The organism is Streptomyces caniscabiei (assembly GCF_014930365.1).
Lineage (GTDB): Bacteria > Actinomycetota > Actinomycetes > Streptomycetales > Streptomycetaceae > Streptomyces > Streptomyces caniscabiei.
Genome location: NZ_JABXWI010000010.1, coordinates 367,173 through 383,134 on the forward strand (window position 1 = coordinate 367,173; position 15,962 = coordinate 383,134).

Consider the following 15,962-nt stretch of genomic DNA (forward strand, 5'->3'; position numbering starts at 1 on the left):
CCGGCTCGGGTCGTCCTAGTCCTCCGGCCCGGCCTCCGTTGTCAGGCGGAGCAGAAGCGTGGCGGGGGTACGCGGCACCGACACCCGCAGTTCGCCGGCCGTCGGGTCCCAGACCGCTGTCGCTTCCGCCCGCGCGGCGGACGGGTGCAGGATCTCCGCGCGGACCGCGCCGCCCCGGCCCGCCAGGTGCGCGACCGGCAGCCGCACCTCGGCCTCACCACCCCTCCGCCACACCGAGAGGTACGACCGCCCGTCCCGGCCCGCCACGCGCATCCCCAGAGCCAGCCACTCGTCCGTCCAGCCCGGCAGGCCGAGCGGCCAGAACGGCACGGACCGGGCCAGGTCACCCCGGATCGCCTTGTACGTGCCCACCGCCTCGCGCACGAGACCGAGCTGAGCCTCCGTCATACGGTCCAGGTGTCCCGAGAGATGGATACGGCCGAGGAGGGCGCCGCCGAGGGTGAAGGCGATCAGCTCGTCCTCGTACTCGGGCTGCGGATAGGCCCACACGGCGCCCTGTTCCGGGGGGACCGCCGTGGGCGCGGCGGCGGCGATCGGCGGGTAGCGGAGGGGGTCCTGCTGGTCGCTGGTGGACTGGAGCTGGGCCACGGCCAGGGTGGCGCCGTCCATGCGCATGCCGCCGGAGGCGCAGTTCTCGACGACGAGGTGCGGGTAGCGGTCGAGGACGTCGGAGAGCCAGCCCAGGTAGGCGTGGGCGTGCCCCAGGAGGCCGGCGCCGGGGGAGAGGTCGCCCGGCGCGGTCGTACCGGGGTCGACCACGATGTTGTAGTCGAGCTTGAGATAGCCCACGCCCCAGTCCCCGACGATGCGGTCCACCGTCTTGTCGAGGTGGGCGCGGGCCGCCGGGTGGCGCAGGTCGAGCTGGTGACGGCCCTGCTCGGTCAGCCGCACCCCGTCGCGCTGGAAGAAGGCCTCCGGCGGCAGCTCCACCGCGACCGCGCTGCGCACGCCGACGACCTCGGGCTCCAGCCAGAGCCCGGGCACCATCCCGCGCTCCCGGATCCGGCCCAGCACGGCCCGGATCCCGTCGCCGGAGGGGGCGGCTGTTCCGGCCTCGGGTTCGGTTCCGGCCTTGGCTCCGGCCGCAGTTCCGTACTCCCCCGCCTCCACCGCAGCCTCGCCCTCCACACTGCCCGTCGGGAACCGGCGCGCCGACGGCAGCCATGCGCCGACGCCGTCCCACCAGCCGCCGTCCACCGTGTCGTCGTACCAGCCGGAGTCGATGCAGAAGTACTCCGCGCCCGCGTCCGCCGCCGCGTCGATCAGCGGCAGCAGCTTCGCGGTGGTCGGGTCGCCCATCAGCGTGTTCATGTAGTCGTTGAAGACGACCGGAAGCGTGTCGTGGTCGGGATGGGGACGGCGGACGGCACGGCGGTACGCGGTCAGCGCCGCCCACGCGTCGTCGAGCCCCGCGCCGCGCCGCGCCCCCAGCGCGAGCGCCGCCGTCACGGTCGTGAAGGTGTCGCCCGGTGCGAGCCGCACCCGCCACTGGTGCTCCGCGTCCGTGGGCCCGTTCAGCGCGAGATATGTGCCGTGCTCGCGTTCCCCCAGGTCCCAGCGCCAACCGGCCGGCGACTCCACCTGCCAGACCCAGGCCCGGTCCCCTCCTCGCTCCGTGAGCGCCCCCATCGCCAGATGCCCGTCAGTGGGCCAACTCCCGCGTCCGGTGAGGGCGAGCGCCGCCCGGCTGTCGTGCTGATGGGCGCCGACGTTGATGTCGGCGACCGTCGACCGCAGCGGCTCGGCGTACCAACGGCACTCCGCGAGCCAGTCGTTGCGGGCCCGGTGCACGTCCAGGAGGTCGGGGGAGGGCAGCCCGCCGAGGAGAAGGCTGCTGACGGACTGCACGACAAGAGGCTCGGCCCCGTCGTTGCGCAGCCGCACCCGGGAGCGGAGGACGGCGACCCCGGCGGGGGCGGACAGCTCGACGAGCGCGGTCAACCCGGTGGCGGGATCGTGGAGTTCGACGGTCAACCGCGCCCACGCGCCGCCACCGCCCCGGCCACCGTCACCCACCCCCGTGTCATCCCGGTGCCCCCGGTACACGAGCCGCGCCCCGAACGCCGTCCCCGTGAACCGAGGCCCGGACCAGCCACTGCCGTGCCCGAAGGCGGTCAACTCGATGAGCGGCAGCGCGGTCTCGACATCCACGGTGTCGCCGGAGGGCCCGAGCCGCACGAGCCGCAGCGTCCCGTCCGAGGCCGTCGCGAAGACGCTCTCGACACCGGGATGCCCCCAGGTGAAGGACGCGCCCAGGCGGTCGCCACCGGCCGAACCACCCGTCACACCCCCCACCGCGTCGCCCTGCGGCCCACCTGACGGGCCGTCCACCGGCCCACCCGCCACGCCGCCCGCCGGCCCACCCACCGGCCCGCCTTCGCCGAAGTCGCTCGCACCCGAGTCCACGTCGCTTCCCCTTCTGAGCCGTCCTGGCCGTCCCGAGTCGTCCCGAGTCGTCCCGCGAGCCACCGCGGCGGCCGGCGCCGGGCGTGAGCTGCTGCTCGCCGTCCTGCGAGCAGCCCTGAGCCGCTCCGGCCGTCCCGAGCCACCTTGCCTCAAGCCGACCCCAGCCGTCCCAGCCGCCCCAGGCCCAACCGCCCAAGGCCGAGCCGCCCAGGCCGCGGCCATCGGCCCCGACGATGGGCCCCGACCATCCCGCCCGCGCGTCCGGAGCCGGAGGCCCCCGCGTGAATCCGCCGTTACGTTCTCTTGACGCCCGCTGTGTGACCGGTCACAATCCTGGCATGAATGTGACCGGTCACACAAGGCGCCCGGCGAGCATCCGGGACGTCGCGACCGCCGCCGGGGTCTCGTACCAGACGGTCTCGCGGGTGATCAACGACCACCCGAGCGTCAAGCCGTCGACACGGGAACGGGTGATGGCGGCCATCGACGAGCTGGGCTTCCGGCGCAACGCCACCGCGCTCGCGCTGGCCAGCGGGCGCAGCCGGGCCGTGACCGTCCTGACCGCGAACACCACGCACTACGGCTACGCCTCGATCCTCCAGGGCGTCGAGGAGGCGGCGCGGGCGGCGTCGTACGCGGTCGGCATCGGTGTCCTGGAGTCGCCGGACGAGGCCGCGGTCGCCGCCGAGGTGCAGCGGGCGGCGGACGCGGGCGGCGGTCTCATCGTGATCGCCTACGATCCGGCCGGTGTCGCGGCGCTCGGGGCCGTGCCCGCCACCCTGCCCGTCGTGGGAGTGGTGGAGACACCCGCGGCCCCGCCCGGCGGCGACCGCCCCTGGGTGTGGACTGACGACCGCGCGGCCGCCTACGAGGCGACCCGGCATCTGCTCGCCCTCGGCCACGAGACCGTGCACTACGTGGCGATCCCGTCCAGCACCCGGCGCACCAGCGCCCGTACCACCGGCTGGCAGCAGGCGCTCAAGGAGGCGGGAGCCCCCGAACCCCGTCCGGTGCAGGGAAGCTGGGGCCCGGCGGGCGGCCACGCGGCCGGGCTCGCCCTGGCCGGGGACCCGTCGGTCACCGCGATCCTCTGCGGCAACGACGACCTCGCGCTCGGTGTGCTGCGCGCGCTCCACGAGGCCGGCCGGTCCGTGCCCGGCGAGGTCAGCGTCGCCGGGTTCGACGACGCCCCGCACTCCGCCTATCTGACCCCGTCCCTCACGACGGTGCGCCTGGACTTCACCGGCCTGGGACGGGCCGCGTTCGCCCTGCTGCACGGGGTGGTCGAGGAGTCCGCGCAGATCGCCCCGCACCCCGTCTCCGTACCGGAGCTGGTGGTGCGGGAGAGCGTCGGGCCCCCGCCCGCGCGGCCCTGAACCTCCCGGTGCCCCCTGGCCGCGCGGACCCTCCGCCCGACGTCCACGGGCACCCCACCCGAACTCCCCGCAACCCACGGACACCCGCCCGAACTCCTCGACCGCGCACCGCTGTTCCGCATCCTGCCCTGCCCTGAACCACCTGTTGTTCTCGAAAGGCACGTGATGAAAACAAGAGCTCTTCCGACGCTGGCCCTCATATGTGCCCTCGGCCTGGCCGCCACCGCGTGCAGTGACCCCACGGCCGGGGCCTCCGGCGCGGACTCGGACACCGGGCGGACGGCCGTCGATCCCACCGCCCGGCTCGACGGCGTGAAGCTGACCATGTGGACCGCGCAGAACACGGTCGGCGCGCCCCGGCAGGTCATCGACGCCTTCGAGAAGGCCACCGGCGCCGAGGTGGAGACGCAGGCGATCCCGGACCCCTACGAGTCGAACGTGCCGACCAAGCTGGCCTCCGGCGACCGCCCCGACCTGATGTTCTGGCAGCCGTCCGTCTCCACGCTCCCGTTCGTCCAGCCGCAGCAGAACCTGCTCACCCTCGACGGTGAGAAGTGGGTCTCCCGGCTCGGCGACACCGAGAAGTCGCTCGGCGTCATCGACGGCAAGCGGTACGCGGCCGTCGTCACCAGCCCCGCCATGCTCGGCGTCTACTACAACAAGGACGTCTTCAAGAAGGCCGGCATCGCCGAGAAGGACTTCCCGAAGTCCTACGACGAGCTGCTCGCCCTCGGCCACCGGGTCGTCGACGACACCGACGCGGCCGCCTTCTACGAGGCCGGCGGCGACAAGTGGCCCCTCCAGTGGCAGATGCAGGTGCAGCTCACCGACCTCGACCAGCAGTGGTGGGCGGACCTCAACGCGAACAAGGAGAAGTGGACCGACCCGGTCGTGGTCGGCGCGATCAAGAAGTACAAGGAGAAGCTGCTCGACGCCGGGCTCGCCCAGAAGAACTACCGGACGGGCACCTTCACCGGGCAGGCCGACGCGCTGTGGAAGGGCGAGGCCGGCATGGTCCTCAACGTCACCTCCTTCCAGAGCCAGTTGCAGGCCAAGTACTCCACGGCGGAGATCGACCAGAGGATCGGCTGGTTCCCCGTCGCCAACTCGGCGGCCACCGGCCTGTACTCGCCCGACCAGACCAACGGTGTCGTCGCGTTCCGGACGGGTGACGAGAAGCGGCAGAACGCGGCCCGGCAGTTCCTCGCCTTCTGGCTCGGCCCCGACTACCCGGACTACATCAAGGCGATGAAGATCCCGTCCGTGCAGCCCTCCGTGCCCACCCCGGACGGCCTCCCCGAGGCGTCGAAGGCCCAGGTCGCCGCCCTGCCCACGGCCATCGGCGTCTTCCAGGCCAAGGCGATCGTCGCCCCGGACGCCCACCTCTACCTCGCCGACATGCTCTTCGACAAGAAGAGCCCCCAGCAGGTCGCCCAGGCCATCCAGGACCAGTTCGCGCAGGTGGCCAAGGCCCAGGGCGCGCCCGGTTTCTAGCGGGCGGGAGACAGGGCTCAACCATGGCGGACACGGCCGTACGTACACGCGCACAGGCGCCCATGAGAGGCGCATCCCGGAAGGCGGGGCGGCTGCCCCGCGCCGCCGTGCACCACCCCTGGTGGTTCGCGCTCCCCGCGATCGTCGTCTTCGCGGGCTTCTTCCTGGTGCCCAACCTGCTCAACTTCTACTACCCGTTCACCAACTGGTCCTCGTACCACCCGGACATCGCCTTCACCGGCCTCGACACCTTCACGACCATCGCCGACGACGGCACCCTCGTCCGCGCGATCCGCACCACCCTGCTCTACGCGCTGCTCGCGGCCGTCTTCCAGAACGCCTTCGGGCTGGGGCTGGCGCTGCTGCTGGAGGACGACACCCGCTTCAACCGGTTCTTCCGGGCCGTCTTCTTCCTGCCGGTGCTCATCTCGGCCCTCGCCACCGGGTACGTCTTCCAGGCGCTCCTCGACCAGGACGGCGCCGTCAACGCGGTCCTGGGCACCGACATCCCCTGGCTGGGTTCGACGACCTGGACCCTCGTCGTGGTCACCGTCATCCACGGCTGGAAGTGGATGGGCCTGTCGATGCTGATCTACCTGGCCGGGCTGAAGGGCATCCCGGGCGACATGCTCGAAGCCGCCCGGATGGACGGGGCGGGGCCCTGGCGGACCTTCTGGTCGGTGCGCTGGCCGATGCTCGCCCCCGCCCTCACCTTCAACGTCACCACCGCGCTCATCGGCTCGATGAACACCTTCGACATCGTGCAGGCCACCACCGGCGGCGGCCCGGCCGCCTCCACCGAGGTCTTCAACATCTACATGTTCCGGATCTTCGGACAGGGCCTGTACGCACAGGCCTCGGCGATGAGCCTCGTCCTCTTCCTGATCGTGGTGGCCGTCGCGATTCCGCTGGTCATCGGGTTGCGCCGAAGGGAGCAGCTGCTGTGAGCGCGGTGCTGTGGCGCTACGGCCGTCCGGCCCTGGTCCTGCTCCTCGCGGGGCTCGCCGTCGGCGTCCCCCTGTGGCTGGTGCTCGTCACCTCAGCCAAGCCGCAGGCCGAGGCCATCAGGCCGAACCTGGACGCGCCGGCGCACTGGCAGCCCGGCGCCAACTACGAGGACGCCGTCGCCCAGGGCGAGATGCTGCGCGGCCTGCTCAACTCCCTGCTGGTCGTGGTCCCTTCGGTGGTCCTCGTGCTGATCCTCGGCGCGGGCGCCGCCTGGGTCTTCGCCCGCCGGAAGTCGAGGCTCGTCTCGGCGGCGTACGCGCTGTGCATCAGCGGACTGCTGCTGCCGCCCGCGGTCATCACCATCGTGATGGAGCTGCGGCAGCTCGGACTGGCGGGCACCCGGCCCGGGATGATCGCCGTGTACACCGGGATGTACCTCTCCACGTCGATCTTCTTCATGACCGGCTTCATCCGCGCCATCCCGATGGAGCTGGAGGAGGCGGCCCGCATCGACGGCGCGAAGCCGCTGCGGATCTTCGCCCGGATCGTCCTCCCGCTCCTCCGGCCCGTCATCGCCACCGCGACGATCATGGTGATGCTCTACGCCTGGAGCGACATCTTCTACGCCTTCTTCGTCCTCGGCGGCGGCGACCGGGCCACCCTCCCGCTCAACCTCTACAAGGTCGCGAGCGCCCAGCTCTACCTCAACAACTGGCATCTCGTCTTCGCGTACGTCGTGGTGATGAGCCTGCCGATGGTCGCCGTCTTCCTCGTCGGCCAGCGAAAGATCGTGTCCGGAATCACCAGTGGAGCCGTCAAATGACCGGAGGTCCAGCCGCGTGATCACCCCCACCCGCACGAAAGCCCGCACCCGGCACCGCACCAGGTCCCGAACGAGAACCGCCCTGGTCACAGCACTACTTGGAGTCACCGCCATGGCAGGCAGCACCCTCCCCGCCACCGGATCGGCAGCGGCAGCGGCCGCCGACCCGCAGCGCCTCACCGTCGACCTCTCCGCCTCCGAGGGCCCGGTGATGCGCGGCGCCAACGGCGCGCTGTACGGGCTCAGTGACGACGGCGTGCCCAGCGACGCGGCCCTCGCGCCGCTGAAGATCACCAGCATCTCGCAGAAGCCGGAGGGCGGTGCGCAGCACCCCAACGGCGACGCGCTCACCGTCTCCAAGTCGTTCTTCCGCAACGGCGGCGGCGAGATCAACGTGATGATGCAGGACATCTACGCCAAGTGGCCCTACGAGGACCTCGGCATCGACGACTACCTCCCCAAGGTCGACAAGATCGTCAAGGAGGTGTCGGCGGACCCCAACGGCGACCGCTTCGTCTACATCCCCTTCAACGAGCCCGACCAGATCTGGTACAAACTCGACGTCGCCGACCAGGCGCAGTACGAGATCAACCGCGACCGCTTCTTCCGCGACTGGAAGACGGTCTACCAGCGCATCCGCGCCATCGACCCCGACGCCCGGATCGCCGGCCCCAACGAGGCCGCCTACCACACCCGCCTGATCACCGACTTCCTCGCCTTCGCCCAGCGCGAGAACGTCCTGCCGCAGGTCATGACCTGGCACGAGCTGGGTTCCGGCTCGCTGCGCGACTTCCAGGGCCACTACGACAACTACCGTTCCATCGAGCGGCAGTTGGGCATCAAGCCCCTGAAGATCAACATCGACGAGTACGCCAACCGCCGCGACCTCTCCGTCCCGGGCCAACTCGTCCAGTGGGTCTCGATGTTCGAGCGCAACAAGGTGTACGCCAACCAGGCCTACTGGGACGCCGCCGGCAACATGGACGGCAACGTCGTCCGCTCCAACATCCCCAACGGCGGCTGGTGGCTGTTCCGTTGGTACGCGGGCCTGACCGGCGACACCGTCAGGGTCACCCCGCCGCAGGCCGACACGATCGACACCCTCCAGGGCCTCGCCTCCCTCGACACCTCCCGCCGCCAGGCCCAGGTCGTCCTCGGCGGCTCCGCCGGTGACACGGACGTCGTGGTCCGGAAGGTCCCCCGCTCCCTCTTCGGGCGTACGGTCACCGCGACCGTCGCCGAGGCCGCCTGGTCAGGCTACGAGGGACAGCACGCCGCCCCGCGCGTCCTGACCCGGACGAAGGTGCGGATCGCCGAGGACGGCACGGTGACCGTCCCGCTGCGCGGCCTGCACAAGATGTCGGCCTACCGCGTCGTCCTCACCCCGGGCGGCACCGGCACCCCCACCGCGCCCTCCGTCCCCTGGACCGCCTCCTACGAGGCCGAGGACGCCGCCATCACCGACGGCAAGGTCTACACCCAGGGCACGGTGAGCAACGCCAACGGCTACGCCGCCTCCGGCACCAAGGACGTCGGCTCGCTCAACCAGCCCGGCAGCAAGGTCGACTTCACCGTGTCCGTCCCGAAGGACGGCACCTACGACCTGGCCGTCCTCTACGGCAACCAGTCCGGCACCCCGGCCACCCAGAAACTCTCCGTCGACGGCGGCGAACCGGTCACGGTCACCTACCCCTCCACCGAGAACTGGACCTACCGCGCCAAGAAGGACCTCACCGTCCGGCTCACCGCGGGCACCCACCGGCTGACCCTGGCCAAGGGCGACACCGAGGTCACCCTCGACCGGATCGACCTCACCGCCCGCACGGCCGAGCCCGCCGCCTCCTACGAGGCCACCCTCGCGGACATCAGCGGGAAGCCGTCGTACGACTACTCGTCCTCCGCCGGTGTCGGCACGGGCGCGCTCGTGCTGCGCCCCGGCGACAAGGCGGTCTTCGACGTGTACGCCCCGCGCGACGGCTACTACCGGGTGGTGCCCCGGGCGTCGGCGCCCGTGACGCTCGCCCTGCACGGCCAGTCGGTGGCGGCGGTGCCCGACCGGCCGCTGCGGCTCTACCTGGTCGCGGGCAACAACCGGATCACCGCGACCGCCAAGCACACCGCCGTCCGCGCCCTCGACGTCACGGGCGCCGGCTCGACCACCGGGACCCTGAACTACGAGGGCGCCACGGCCACGCTCGCGGGCGGGGCCAGGCTCGTCGACTCCCGTCACGCCTCCGCCGGTTCGTACATCGGCTGGCTCGGCAACGGCGCGGACTCCACCGCCGAGTTCACGGTGGACGCACCCACGTCCGGCCGTCATGTCCTGGTCGTCCACTACGCGCACAACGACCGCCGCGACAACGGCCACGCCTACAACACCGACATCATGTCCCGCACGGCGGACATCACCGTCGGGGACGGCGCACCGCGCACGGTCACCTTCAAGAACACCTGGGGCTGGGACGACTACTGGACCGTGGGCGTCCCCGTCGACCTGAAGAAGGGCGCCAACACGGTGACCTTCGGCAACGCGGGCGCCTGGGCGCCGAACATCGACCGGATCGAGGTCGGCCGGGTCGTGGGCTAGCCGGGTCGTGGGCCAGGACGGACACCGGGCCTCGGCCGCCGGTGGGGGAGCATTTCCCCCGTCGGTGGCCGAGGCCCTGCGCGTTCACCGTCCTCAGGCCCGGTCGACCTCGGCCCGCAGCGCGTTGTACTCCGTGAACTCGGCCTCGACGCCCTCGCGGGTCAGACCGTAGCGGGCCAGGTCGTAGCGGTGCGGCCGGCTGCCCCTGGAGTGGGTGGCGGCCGCCGGGAGCCGCGCGGCGTCGGCCTCCGTCCAGCGGGCGCCGACGGCCTCGTACAGCTTCGGGGCGCCCGCGGCCGGATCGGTGCCGAGCGAGGAGTACGGCACGTCGACCAGCCTCTCGCGGGGGAGGCCGGCACGGGCGGCGAGGCCTCGCCGCACCGACCGGCTCAGCAGGTCCAGCCAGGTGGCGCCGAGGTGGTGCGGGTCGACCGTCCGGCGGGAGAGGACCATGCCCACCTCGACCAGGCTGCAGAACGAGGCGACGGCGGTCACCGGATCACGGTGCGTCCACACCAGCGTGGCGTCCGGGAACACCGAGAGCAGGGCGTCGAGATTGCCGGTGTGGAAGGGGGACTTCAGGATCCAGCGGCGGCGCGGGCGGCCGTACTGGAGCACCTGGAAGCACTGCTTGAGGTGGCGGTAGTCGGGGAGGAAGTCCCGCTCGAAGTGCCAGGCGTGGTAGCGCGGCAGCTGGGCCTGGGACAGCGGCACCAGGGCGTGCGGCAGCAGGAACGTGTCCTCCTCGGGGCCCTCGGCGGTCATGGGATGGATCTCACGGAAGCGCGGAGCGAGCCGATGGGTGCCGTCGAGCATCCGGCGCGCCGACGTGATCGCCTTCCGCCGCTGCTCCGGCGACGGTTCGAGACCGGGAGCGAGCAACTCCCACAGCCGCGGGCAGCGATGGTCGTCCGAGAGGGAGAGGACGCCGTGGGTGAGCGTGGTGGCCGTGCGCGGCAGCCCCACCACGAACACCGGGCGCTCGACGGGCTCCTCCTCGATGGCCGGGTTCTCGGCGATCAGCCGCCGGATCCGGGCCCGGTTGGTGAGATGCCGGCGGGCGTGGGCCTGCGCCGACTGCCAGCCGACCGGGGACAGGTCCGGGTCCCGCGCCCACTGGCGCAGCAGGAACCGGAAGCCGTCCACGAACTCCTCGTCGCCCTCCGCCCACCCGGCCCGGTCGAGGATCCGCGCGAGGACCCGGTCCGGATCGCGACGGGAACGGAGCGTGGGCCGGAGCAGGAGGTTGGCCAGGGCGAGGGCGGACGGCGTGGAGGGCACAGGTGTGTCCTTTCCGGGGAAACGACGGACGGCGCGCGTCTCGTCGGACCGGCTGGGACCCCCAGCATAAACAGGGAGTGGTCCCCGTTTAACTGCCACCGTGCATCCGCCGACGGCCCCGGTGCCCGACGCGGGCCCCGGGACCGTCGCGTACGCCTACTCCGCCGGGACGGCCGCCCCCTGCCCGTCCCCGTACCGTGTCCGCAGCTCCGACAGCACCCCCGTGGCCGCCGCGACCAGCGGCACCGCCAGGAGCATGCCGAGGATGCCGGCGATGGAGGCGCCCGCCGTCAGGGCCAGCAGGATCGCCGCCGGGTGCATCTGCACGGTCCGGCTGTGGATCATCGGCTGCAGCACGTTCCCCTCGATCAACTGCACCGCGAAGACGACCCCGACCGCCCACAGCGCCGTCACCAGACCGCGGTCCGCGAACGCGACGAGGATCGCCACCGCGCCGGAGAGGAACGCGCCGAGATACGGGATGTACGCGCCGACGAACACCAGCGCGCCCAGCCCCACGGCCCCCGGCACCTGAAGGATCAGCAGGCCGACGGCGATCAGGGCGCCGTCGATGAAGGCGATGAGCGTCGTCCCGCGCATATAGCCCTCGATCGCACGGAACGCGCGCCGGGCCATCACCTCCAGGGTGTCACCGGAGCCGCGCGGCGCGAGCGAGTGCAGGGACGCGACCGCCTTGTCGGAGTCCCGCAGGAAGAAGAACATCAGCAGCATCGCCAGCACCGCGCTGGCCACGAACCCACCGACCGCGCTGACCCCGGTGAGCACCCCGGAGGCCGCGGTGCCGCCGAACTTCGACAGCAGCTCCTTGGCGTTCTTCGCGAGGTCGTCCAACGACGTCCCCGCCGGCCCGAACTCCTCGCTGAGCGACTTCGCCGCGTCCCTGAGTGACGAGATGATCTGGTCACCGGTGTCGATCAGCGCGGCCACCACGATGTACGCGGCCCCGCCCATCACCACGAGCACGGCCGCGCAGGTCAGCCCGGCGGCGAGGGACTTGTTGAACCGCATCGCCACCAGCCGCCGGTACAACGGGCCGAGCAACGCCGTGCCGAGCAGCGCGATCAGCAGGGGCGTGACCGCCGTCTGGAACGTCACACAGATCCAGACGCCCACGTAGACGACACCCGTCACCAGCAGGGTGAGCGCGCTCCACACCGCGATGTGCCGCGCGGGCCCCGGCAGGAACCCCCGGGGCGCCACCGGCTCCGAGGGCGTCGGCACCGCCCTCGGCACCTCCACGTACCCGCCGGACCCGGCGTACCCGCCGGTGGTCCGTATCGTCGTACGCGTCCGATGAACCGGTCTGCGCGCGGGCCCGCGCCCACGACCGGGCCGTCCCCCGCGTACTGCGCGGGAGTCTCCCGTACGGCTGCTCATCCTCTGTCATCTCCACTCACTCGGAGGTCGCGCACACCCCCTGAGGATCATGGGATGGCCGTGGCGCCATAGCGTAGACCGGGCCGCCAGGGTGCCGTCGCCTGCGTCGCCGCCGACTCGACTGCGGGCAATCGTGCCGCTGGGGCGGCACGGGTGGGCGCGGGCGCAGGCGGCACCTCGCGACCGCCGAGCAGCGGAACCCCACCCACCCCGCCCCCACCACGGGCGCGCTACCCGGCGATCGGCAGGGACGCCCCGTCCCGCAGGAACACCGGGATCCGCTCCAACGGCGCGTCGACGGTCACCGACGTACCCCCCTCGTACGTCTCCCCGGTCCACGCGTCCGTCCACCGCGCCCCCGCCGGAAGGTAGGCCGTCCACCGCCGTGCCCCCGCCTCCAGCACCGGCGCCACCAGCACATCCCGCCCGAACAGATACGCGTCGTCCACGGACCAGGCCCGCTCGTCCTCGGGGAACTCCAGGAACAGCGGCCGCATCACCGGCAGCCCCTCCTCGTGGGCCTCCCGCATCACCCGCAGCACATACGGCTTCAACCGCTCCCGCAGCCGCAGATACGACTCCAGGATCGCCCCGGCCTCCTCACCGTACGACCACACCTCGTTGGGCCCGCCGGTCATGTCCGGCCCCAGCGGCATCCCGGGCTCCCGGAACCCGTGCAGCCGCATCAGCGGCGAGAACGCCCCGAACTGGAACCAGCGGACCATCACCTCGCGGTACGCCGGATCGTCGGGGTCGCCCCCGTGGAAGCCGCCGATGTCGGTGTTCCACCACGGGATGCCGGACAGCGCCGTGTTGAGCCCCGCCGCGATCTGCCGCCGCAGGGTCGGGAAGTCCGTCCCGATGTCACCGGACCAGAGCGCGGCCCCCCACCGCTGACTGCCCGCCCACGCCGAACGGTTGAGGGAGACGATCTCCTCCCGGCCGGCCGCCCGCAGCCCCTCGTAGAAGGTGCGCGCGCTCTCGGCCGGATAGATGTTGCCGACCTCCAGACCGGGCCCGGCCCAGTAGCGCAGGTTCTCCTGGAAGCCCGGCTTGAGCTCCGGCTCGCAGGCGTCCAGCCAGAACGCGTCGATGCCGTACCGGTCCAGGTAGTTCTCCTTCACCCGCGACCACACGAACTCCCGGGCCTCCGGGTTCGTCGCGTCGTAGAAGGCCACCTGGACCGTCGACGCGACCTCCTTGTCCGGCCAGTCGGCGTGCGCCATCGGGCCGTACTGCGTCCCGATGAAGTACCCGCGCTGCTCCATCACGGGGTGGTTCTCGCTCAGCGGCGACACCGACGGCCACACCGACACCACCAACTTGATGCCCAGCTCGTCCAGTTCACGGACCATGGCCGCCGGATCGGGCCACTCGTCGAGGTCGAACTTCCACTCGCCCAGATGCGTCCAGTGGAAGAAGTCGCACACGATGACATCGAGGGGCAGGCCCCGCCGCCTGTACTCCCGTGCCACGGCCAGGAGTTCGTCCTGGGTGCGGTAGCGCAGCTTGCACTGCCAGAACCCGGCCGCCCACTCCGGCAGCATCGGCGTACGGCCCGTCGCCGCGCTGTAGCGGCGCTGCGCCTCGGCCGGATCGCCCGCGGTGATCCAGTAGTCGATCTGCCGGGCCGAGTCCGCGACCCAGCGGGTGCCGTTGCCGGCCAGCTCGACGCGGCCGATCGCCGGGTTGTTCCACAGCAGGGTGTAGCCGCGGCTGGAGGTGAGCACCGGGATGCCGACCTCCGCGTTGCGCTGCACCAGGTCCAGCACCAGCCCCTTCTGGTCGAGCCGCCCGTGCTGGTGCTGACCGAGGCCGTACAGCTTCTCGTCGTCGTACGCGGCGAAGCGCTGCTCCAGGCGGTGGTAGCCGTTGCCGACGGCCGTGTAGAGGCGCGGGCCGGGCCACCAGAAGTGGGCGCGGGCCTCCGACAGCAGCTCGCCGCCGTCGGCCGTGCGGCTGTAGCGGATCAGGCCCTCCGCGTTCACCTCGACGGTCAGCGCGCCGACGATCAGCCGCCCCAGCCCGTCCTCGATCTTGACGCTGCTCTCGGTGGACTCGGCCTCGTCGAGCAGGGCGCCCGGCAGCCCGTCGAGGACCGGGCCGCCGAGGCGGGCGCGGACCCGGACCGCGTCCGGCCCCCAGGGCTCGATCCGCAGGGTCTCCTGACGTCCGCTCCACTCCAGGGCACCGTCCCGCTCACGGAACGTGCCGACGGTGGGGGAGGACTGGGCGAGGCTGACCGCGCCCGTCGGGGTCTGGTTCTCGGCAGGCTGATTCACGAGAGGTCTCCTGGAAGGGAGGAGTGAGGAAAGGCGGGCGGAGCGAAGGAGGAGGCGGAAGGGGAACCACGACGTCGGCTCAGCCGGTGGGGGACAGCGGTCCCGTGCTCGCGCGGACCGTCAACTCGGGGGCGAGGAGCACCACTTCGTCGGTGTCCCGGCCCTCCAGCTTGGCGACCAGCTGCTCCACGGCCCGGCGGCCCATCTCCTGGGCGGGGATGGCCACGGACGTCAACCGCACCGAGGCCTGCACGGCGACCTGGTCGGGGCAGACCGCGATCACCGAGACGTCCTCCGGCACCGCGCGCCCCTGCTGCCGCAGCAGCGCCAGCAGCGGCTCCACCGCGGACTCGTTCTGCACGACGATCCCCGTGGTGCCGGGCCGTTCGTCGAAGATGCGGGCCAGGGTCGCGGCCATCGCGTCGTAGCCGCCCTCGCAGGGGCGGTGCAGCACACGCAGGCCCAGCTCCCTGGCGCGCGAACGCAGTCCGTCGAGGGTGCGCTCGGCGAACCCGGTGTGCCGTTCGTACACCGCGGGTGCCTCGCCGACGACGGCGATGTCGCGGTGGCCGAGCATCGCCAGATGCTCCACGCACAGTGCGCCCGTCGCCCCGAAGTCGAGGTCGACGCAGGTCAGGCCGCTGGTGTCGGCCGGAAGTCCGATGAGCACCGACGGCTGGTCGGTGCCGCGCAGCAGCGGCAGCCGTTCGTCGTCGAGCTCCACGTCCATCAGGATCATCGCGTCGGCGAGCCCGCTGCCCGTGACCCGGCGCACCGCGTCCGGGCCCTCCTCACCGGTGAGCAGCAGCACGTCGTAGCCGTACGTACGGGCCGTGGTGGCCACCGCGATGGCGATCTCCATCATCACCGGGACGTACATGTCGGTACGCAGCGGGACCATCAGGGCGACGATGTTCGACCTGTTGCTCGCCAGGGCGCGGGCCCCCGCGTTCGGGTGGTAGCCGAGCTCCTGGATGCTCCGTTCGACCCGCTGCCGGGTGCCGGCGGAGATGGACCGCTTGCCGCTGAGGACATAGCTCACCGTGCTCGCCGAGACTCCGGCGTGCTGGGCGACCTCGGCGAGGGTGACCATCCAGCTCTCCAAGCGTGTTTAAGCGCTTCGACAGCGCGCTGTCTCTGAACAAAGGCGAGTGAGGGTGGCTCGACAGTAGCTCGGCGCTGGGTGGGTGTCCATAGGTTGTCGAAGCGCTTCGATTATTCGCCGTGCGCCTTGGGGGGTGGTGGGGGTGTGTGGGGTGGCGACCGCGGGTCGGTGGGGCTTCTCGCGCGGTTCCCCGCGCCCTTCAGGGCGCTGTTGTCGCCCCAGTTTAGAACTCGGAGGCAAC

The 15,962-nt window shown here is 71.9% G+C and carries 10 protein-coding genes; 5 read left to right on the top strand and 5 right to left on the bottom strand.

What is annotated here, in order from left to right; translation table 11 throughout:
- Window positions 1-15: 15 nt before the first annotated feature.
- Window positions 16-2,307 carry an alpha-galactosidase gene (locus HW837_RS28140; RefSeq protein ID WP_193381597.1) on the bottom strand — a complete coding sequence of 764 codons (2,292 nt, stop codon included), beginning with the start codon at window positions 2,305-2,307 and terminating at the stop codon, window positions 16-18.
- A gap of 458 nt (window positions 2,308-2,765) precedes the next feature.
- Here HW837_RS28140 and HW837_RS28145 point away from each other — a divergent pair, with 458 nt between their 5' ends.
- The 5 genes from HW837_RS28145 (at window position 2,766) to HW837_RS28165 (ending at window position 9,655) form a co-directional block, all read left to right on the top strand.
- Window positions 2,766-3,803: a LacI family DNA-binding transcriptional regulator gene (locus tag HW837_RS28145; protein ID WP_045561405.1), complete on the top strand. Its 1,038-nt coding sequence runs from the start codon at window positions 2,766-2,768 to the stop codon at window positions 3,801-3,803.
- 165 nt (window positions 3,804-3,968) lie between these two features.
- On the top strand, window positions 3,969-5,297 hold the full coding sequence (locus tag HW837_RS28150) for an ABC transporter substrate-binding protein (protein ID WP_093790234.1): 1,329 nt from the start codon (window positions 3,969-3,971) through the stop codon (window positions 5,295-5,297).
- 23 nt (window positions 5,298-5,320) lie between these two features.
- Window positions 5,321-6,244 carry a carbohydrate ABC transporter permease gene (locus tag HW837_RS28155; protein ID WP_045561403.1) on the top strand — a complete coding sequence of 308 codons (924 nt, stop codon included), beginning with the start codon at window positions 5,321-5,323 and terminating at the stop codon, window positions 6,242-6,244.
- On the top strand, window positions 6,241-7,068 hold the full coding sequence (locus HW837_RS28160; protein WP_193381589.1) for a carbohydrate ABC transporter permease: 828 nt from the start codon (window positions 6,241-6,243) through the stop codon (window positions 7,066-7,068). The genes HW837_RS28155 and HW837_RS28160 overlap by 4 nt, the downstream gene beginning before the upstream one ends.
- A gap of 112 nt (window positions 7,069-7,180) precedes the next feature.
- Window positions 7,181-9,655, top strand: a complete 2,475-nt coding sequence (locus HW837_RS28165; RefSeq protein WP_045561401.1) for a carbohydrate-binding protein — start codon at window positions 7,181-7,183, stop codon at window positions 9,653-9,655.
- Between the two features lie 93 nt (window positions 9,656-9,748).
- On the opposite strand, the gene HW837_RS28170 is transcribed toward HW837_RS28165, so the two are convergent.
- The 4 genes from HW837_RS28170 to HW837_RS28185 form a co-directional block, all read right to left on the bottom strand.
- On the bottom strand, window positions 9,749-10,936 hold the full coding sequence (locus tag HW837_RS28170) for a sulfotransferase family protein (RefSeq protein ID WP_045561400.1): 1,188 nt from the start codon (window positions 10,934-10,936) through the stop codon (window positions 9,749-9,751).
- Between the two features lie 156 nt (window positions 10,937-11,092).
- A complete protein-coding gene (locus HW837_RS28175; RefSeq protein WP_237270402.1) occupies window positions 11,093-12,334 on the bottom strand; it encodes an AI-2E family transporter in 1,242 nt (413 codons plus the stop codon).
- Between the two features lie 230 nt (window positions 12,335-12,564).
- A complete protein-coding gene (locus HW837_RS28180) occupies window positions 12,565-14,616 on the bottom strand; it encodes a glycoside hydrolase family 31 protein (RefSeq protein ID WP_193381590.1) in 2,052 nt (683 codons plus the stop codon).
- 79 nt (window positions 14,617-14,695) lie between these two features.
- Complete coding sequence (locus HW837_RS28185) at window positions 14,696-15,709, bottom strand: LacI family DNA-binding transcriptional regulator (RefSeq protein WP_045561398.1); 1,014 nt, start codon at window positions 15,707-15,709, stop codon at window positions 14,696-14,698.
- Window positions 15,710-15,962 lie beyond the last annotated feature (253 nt).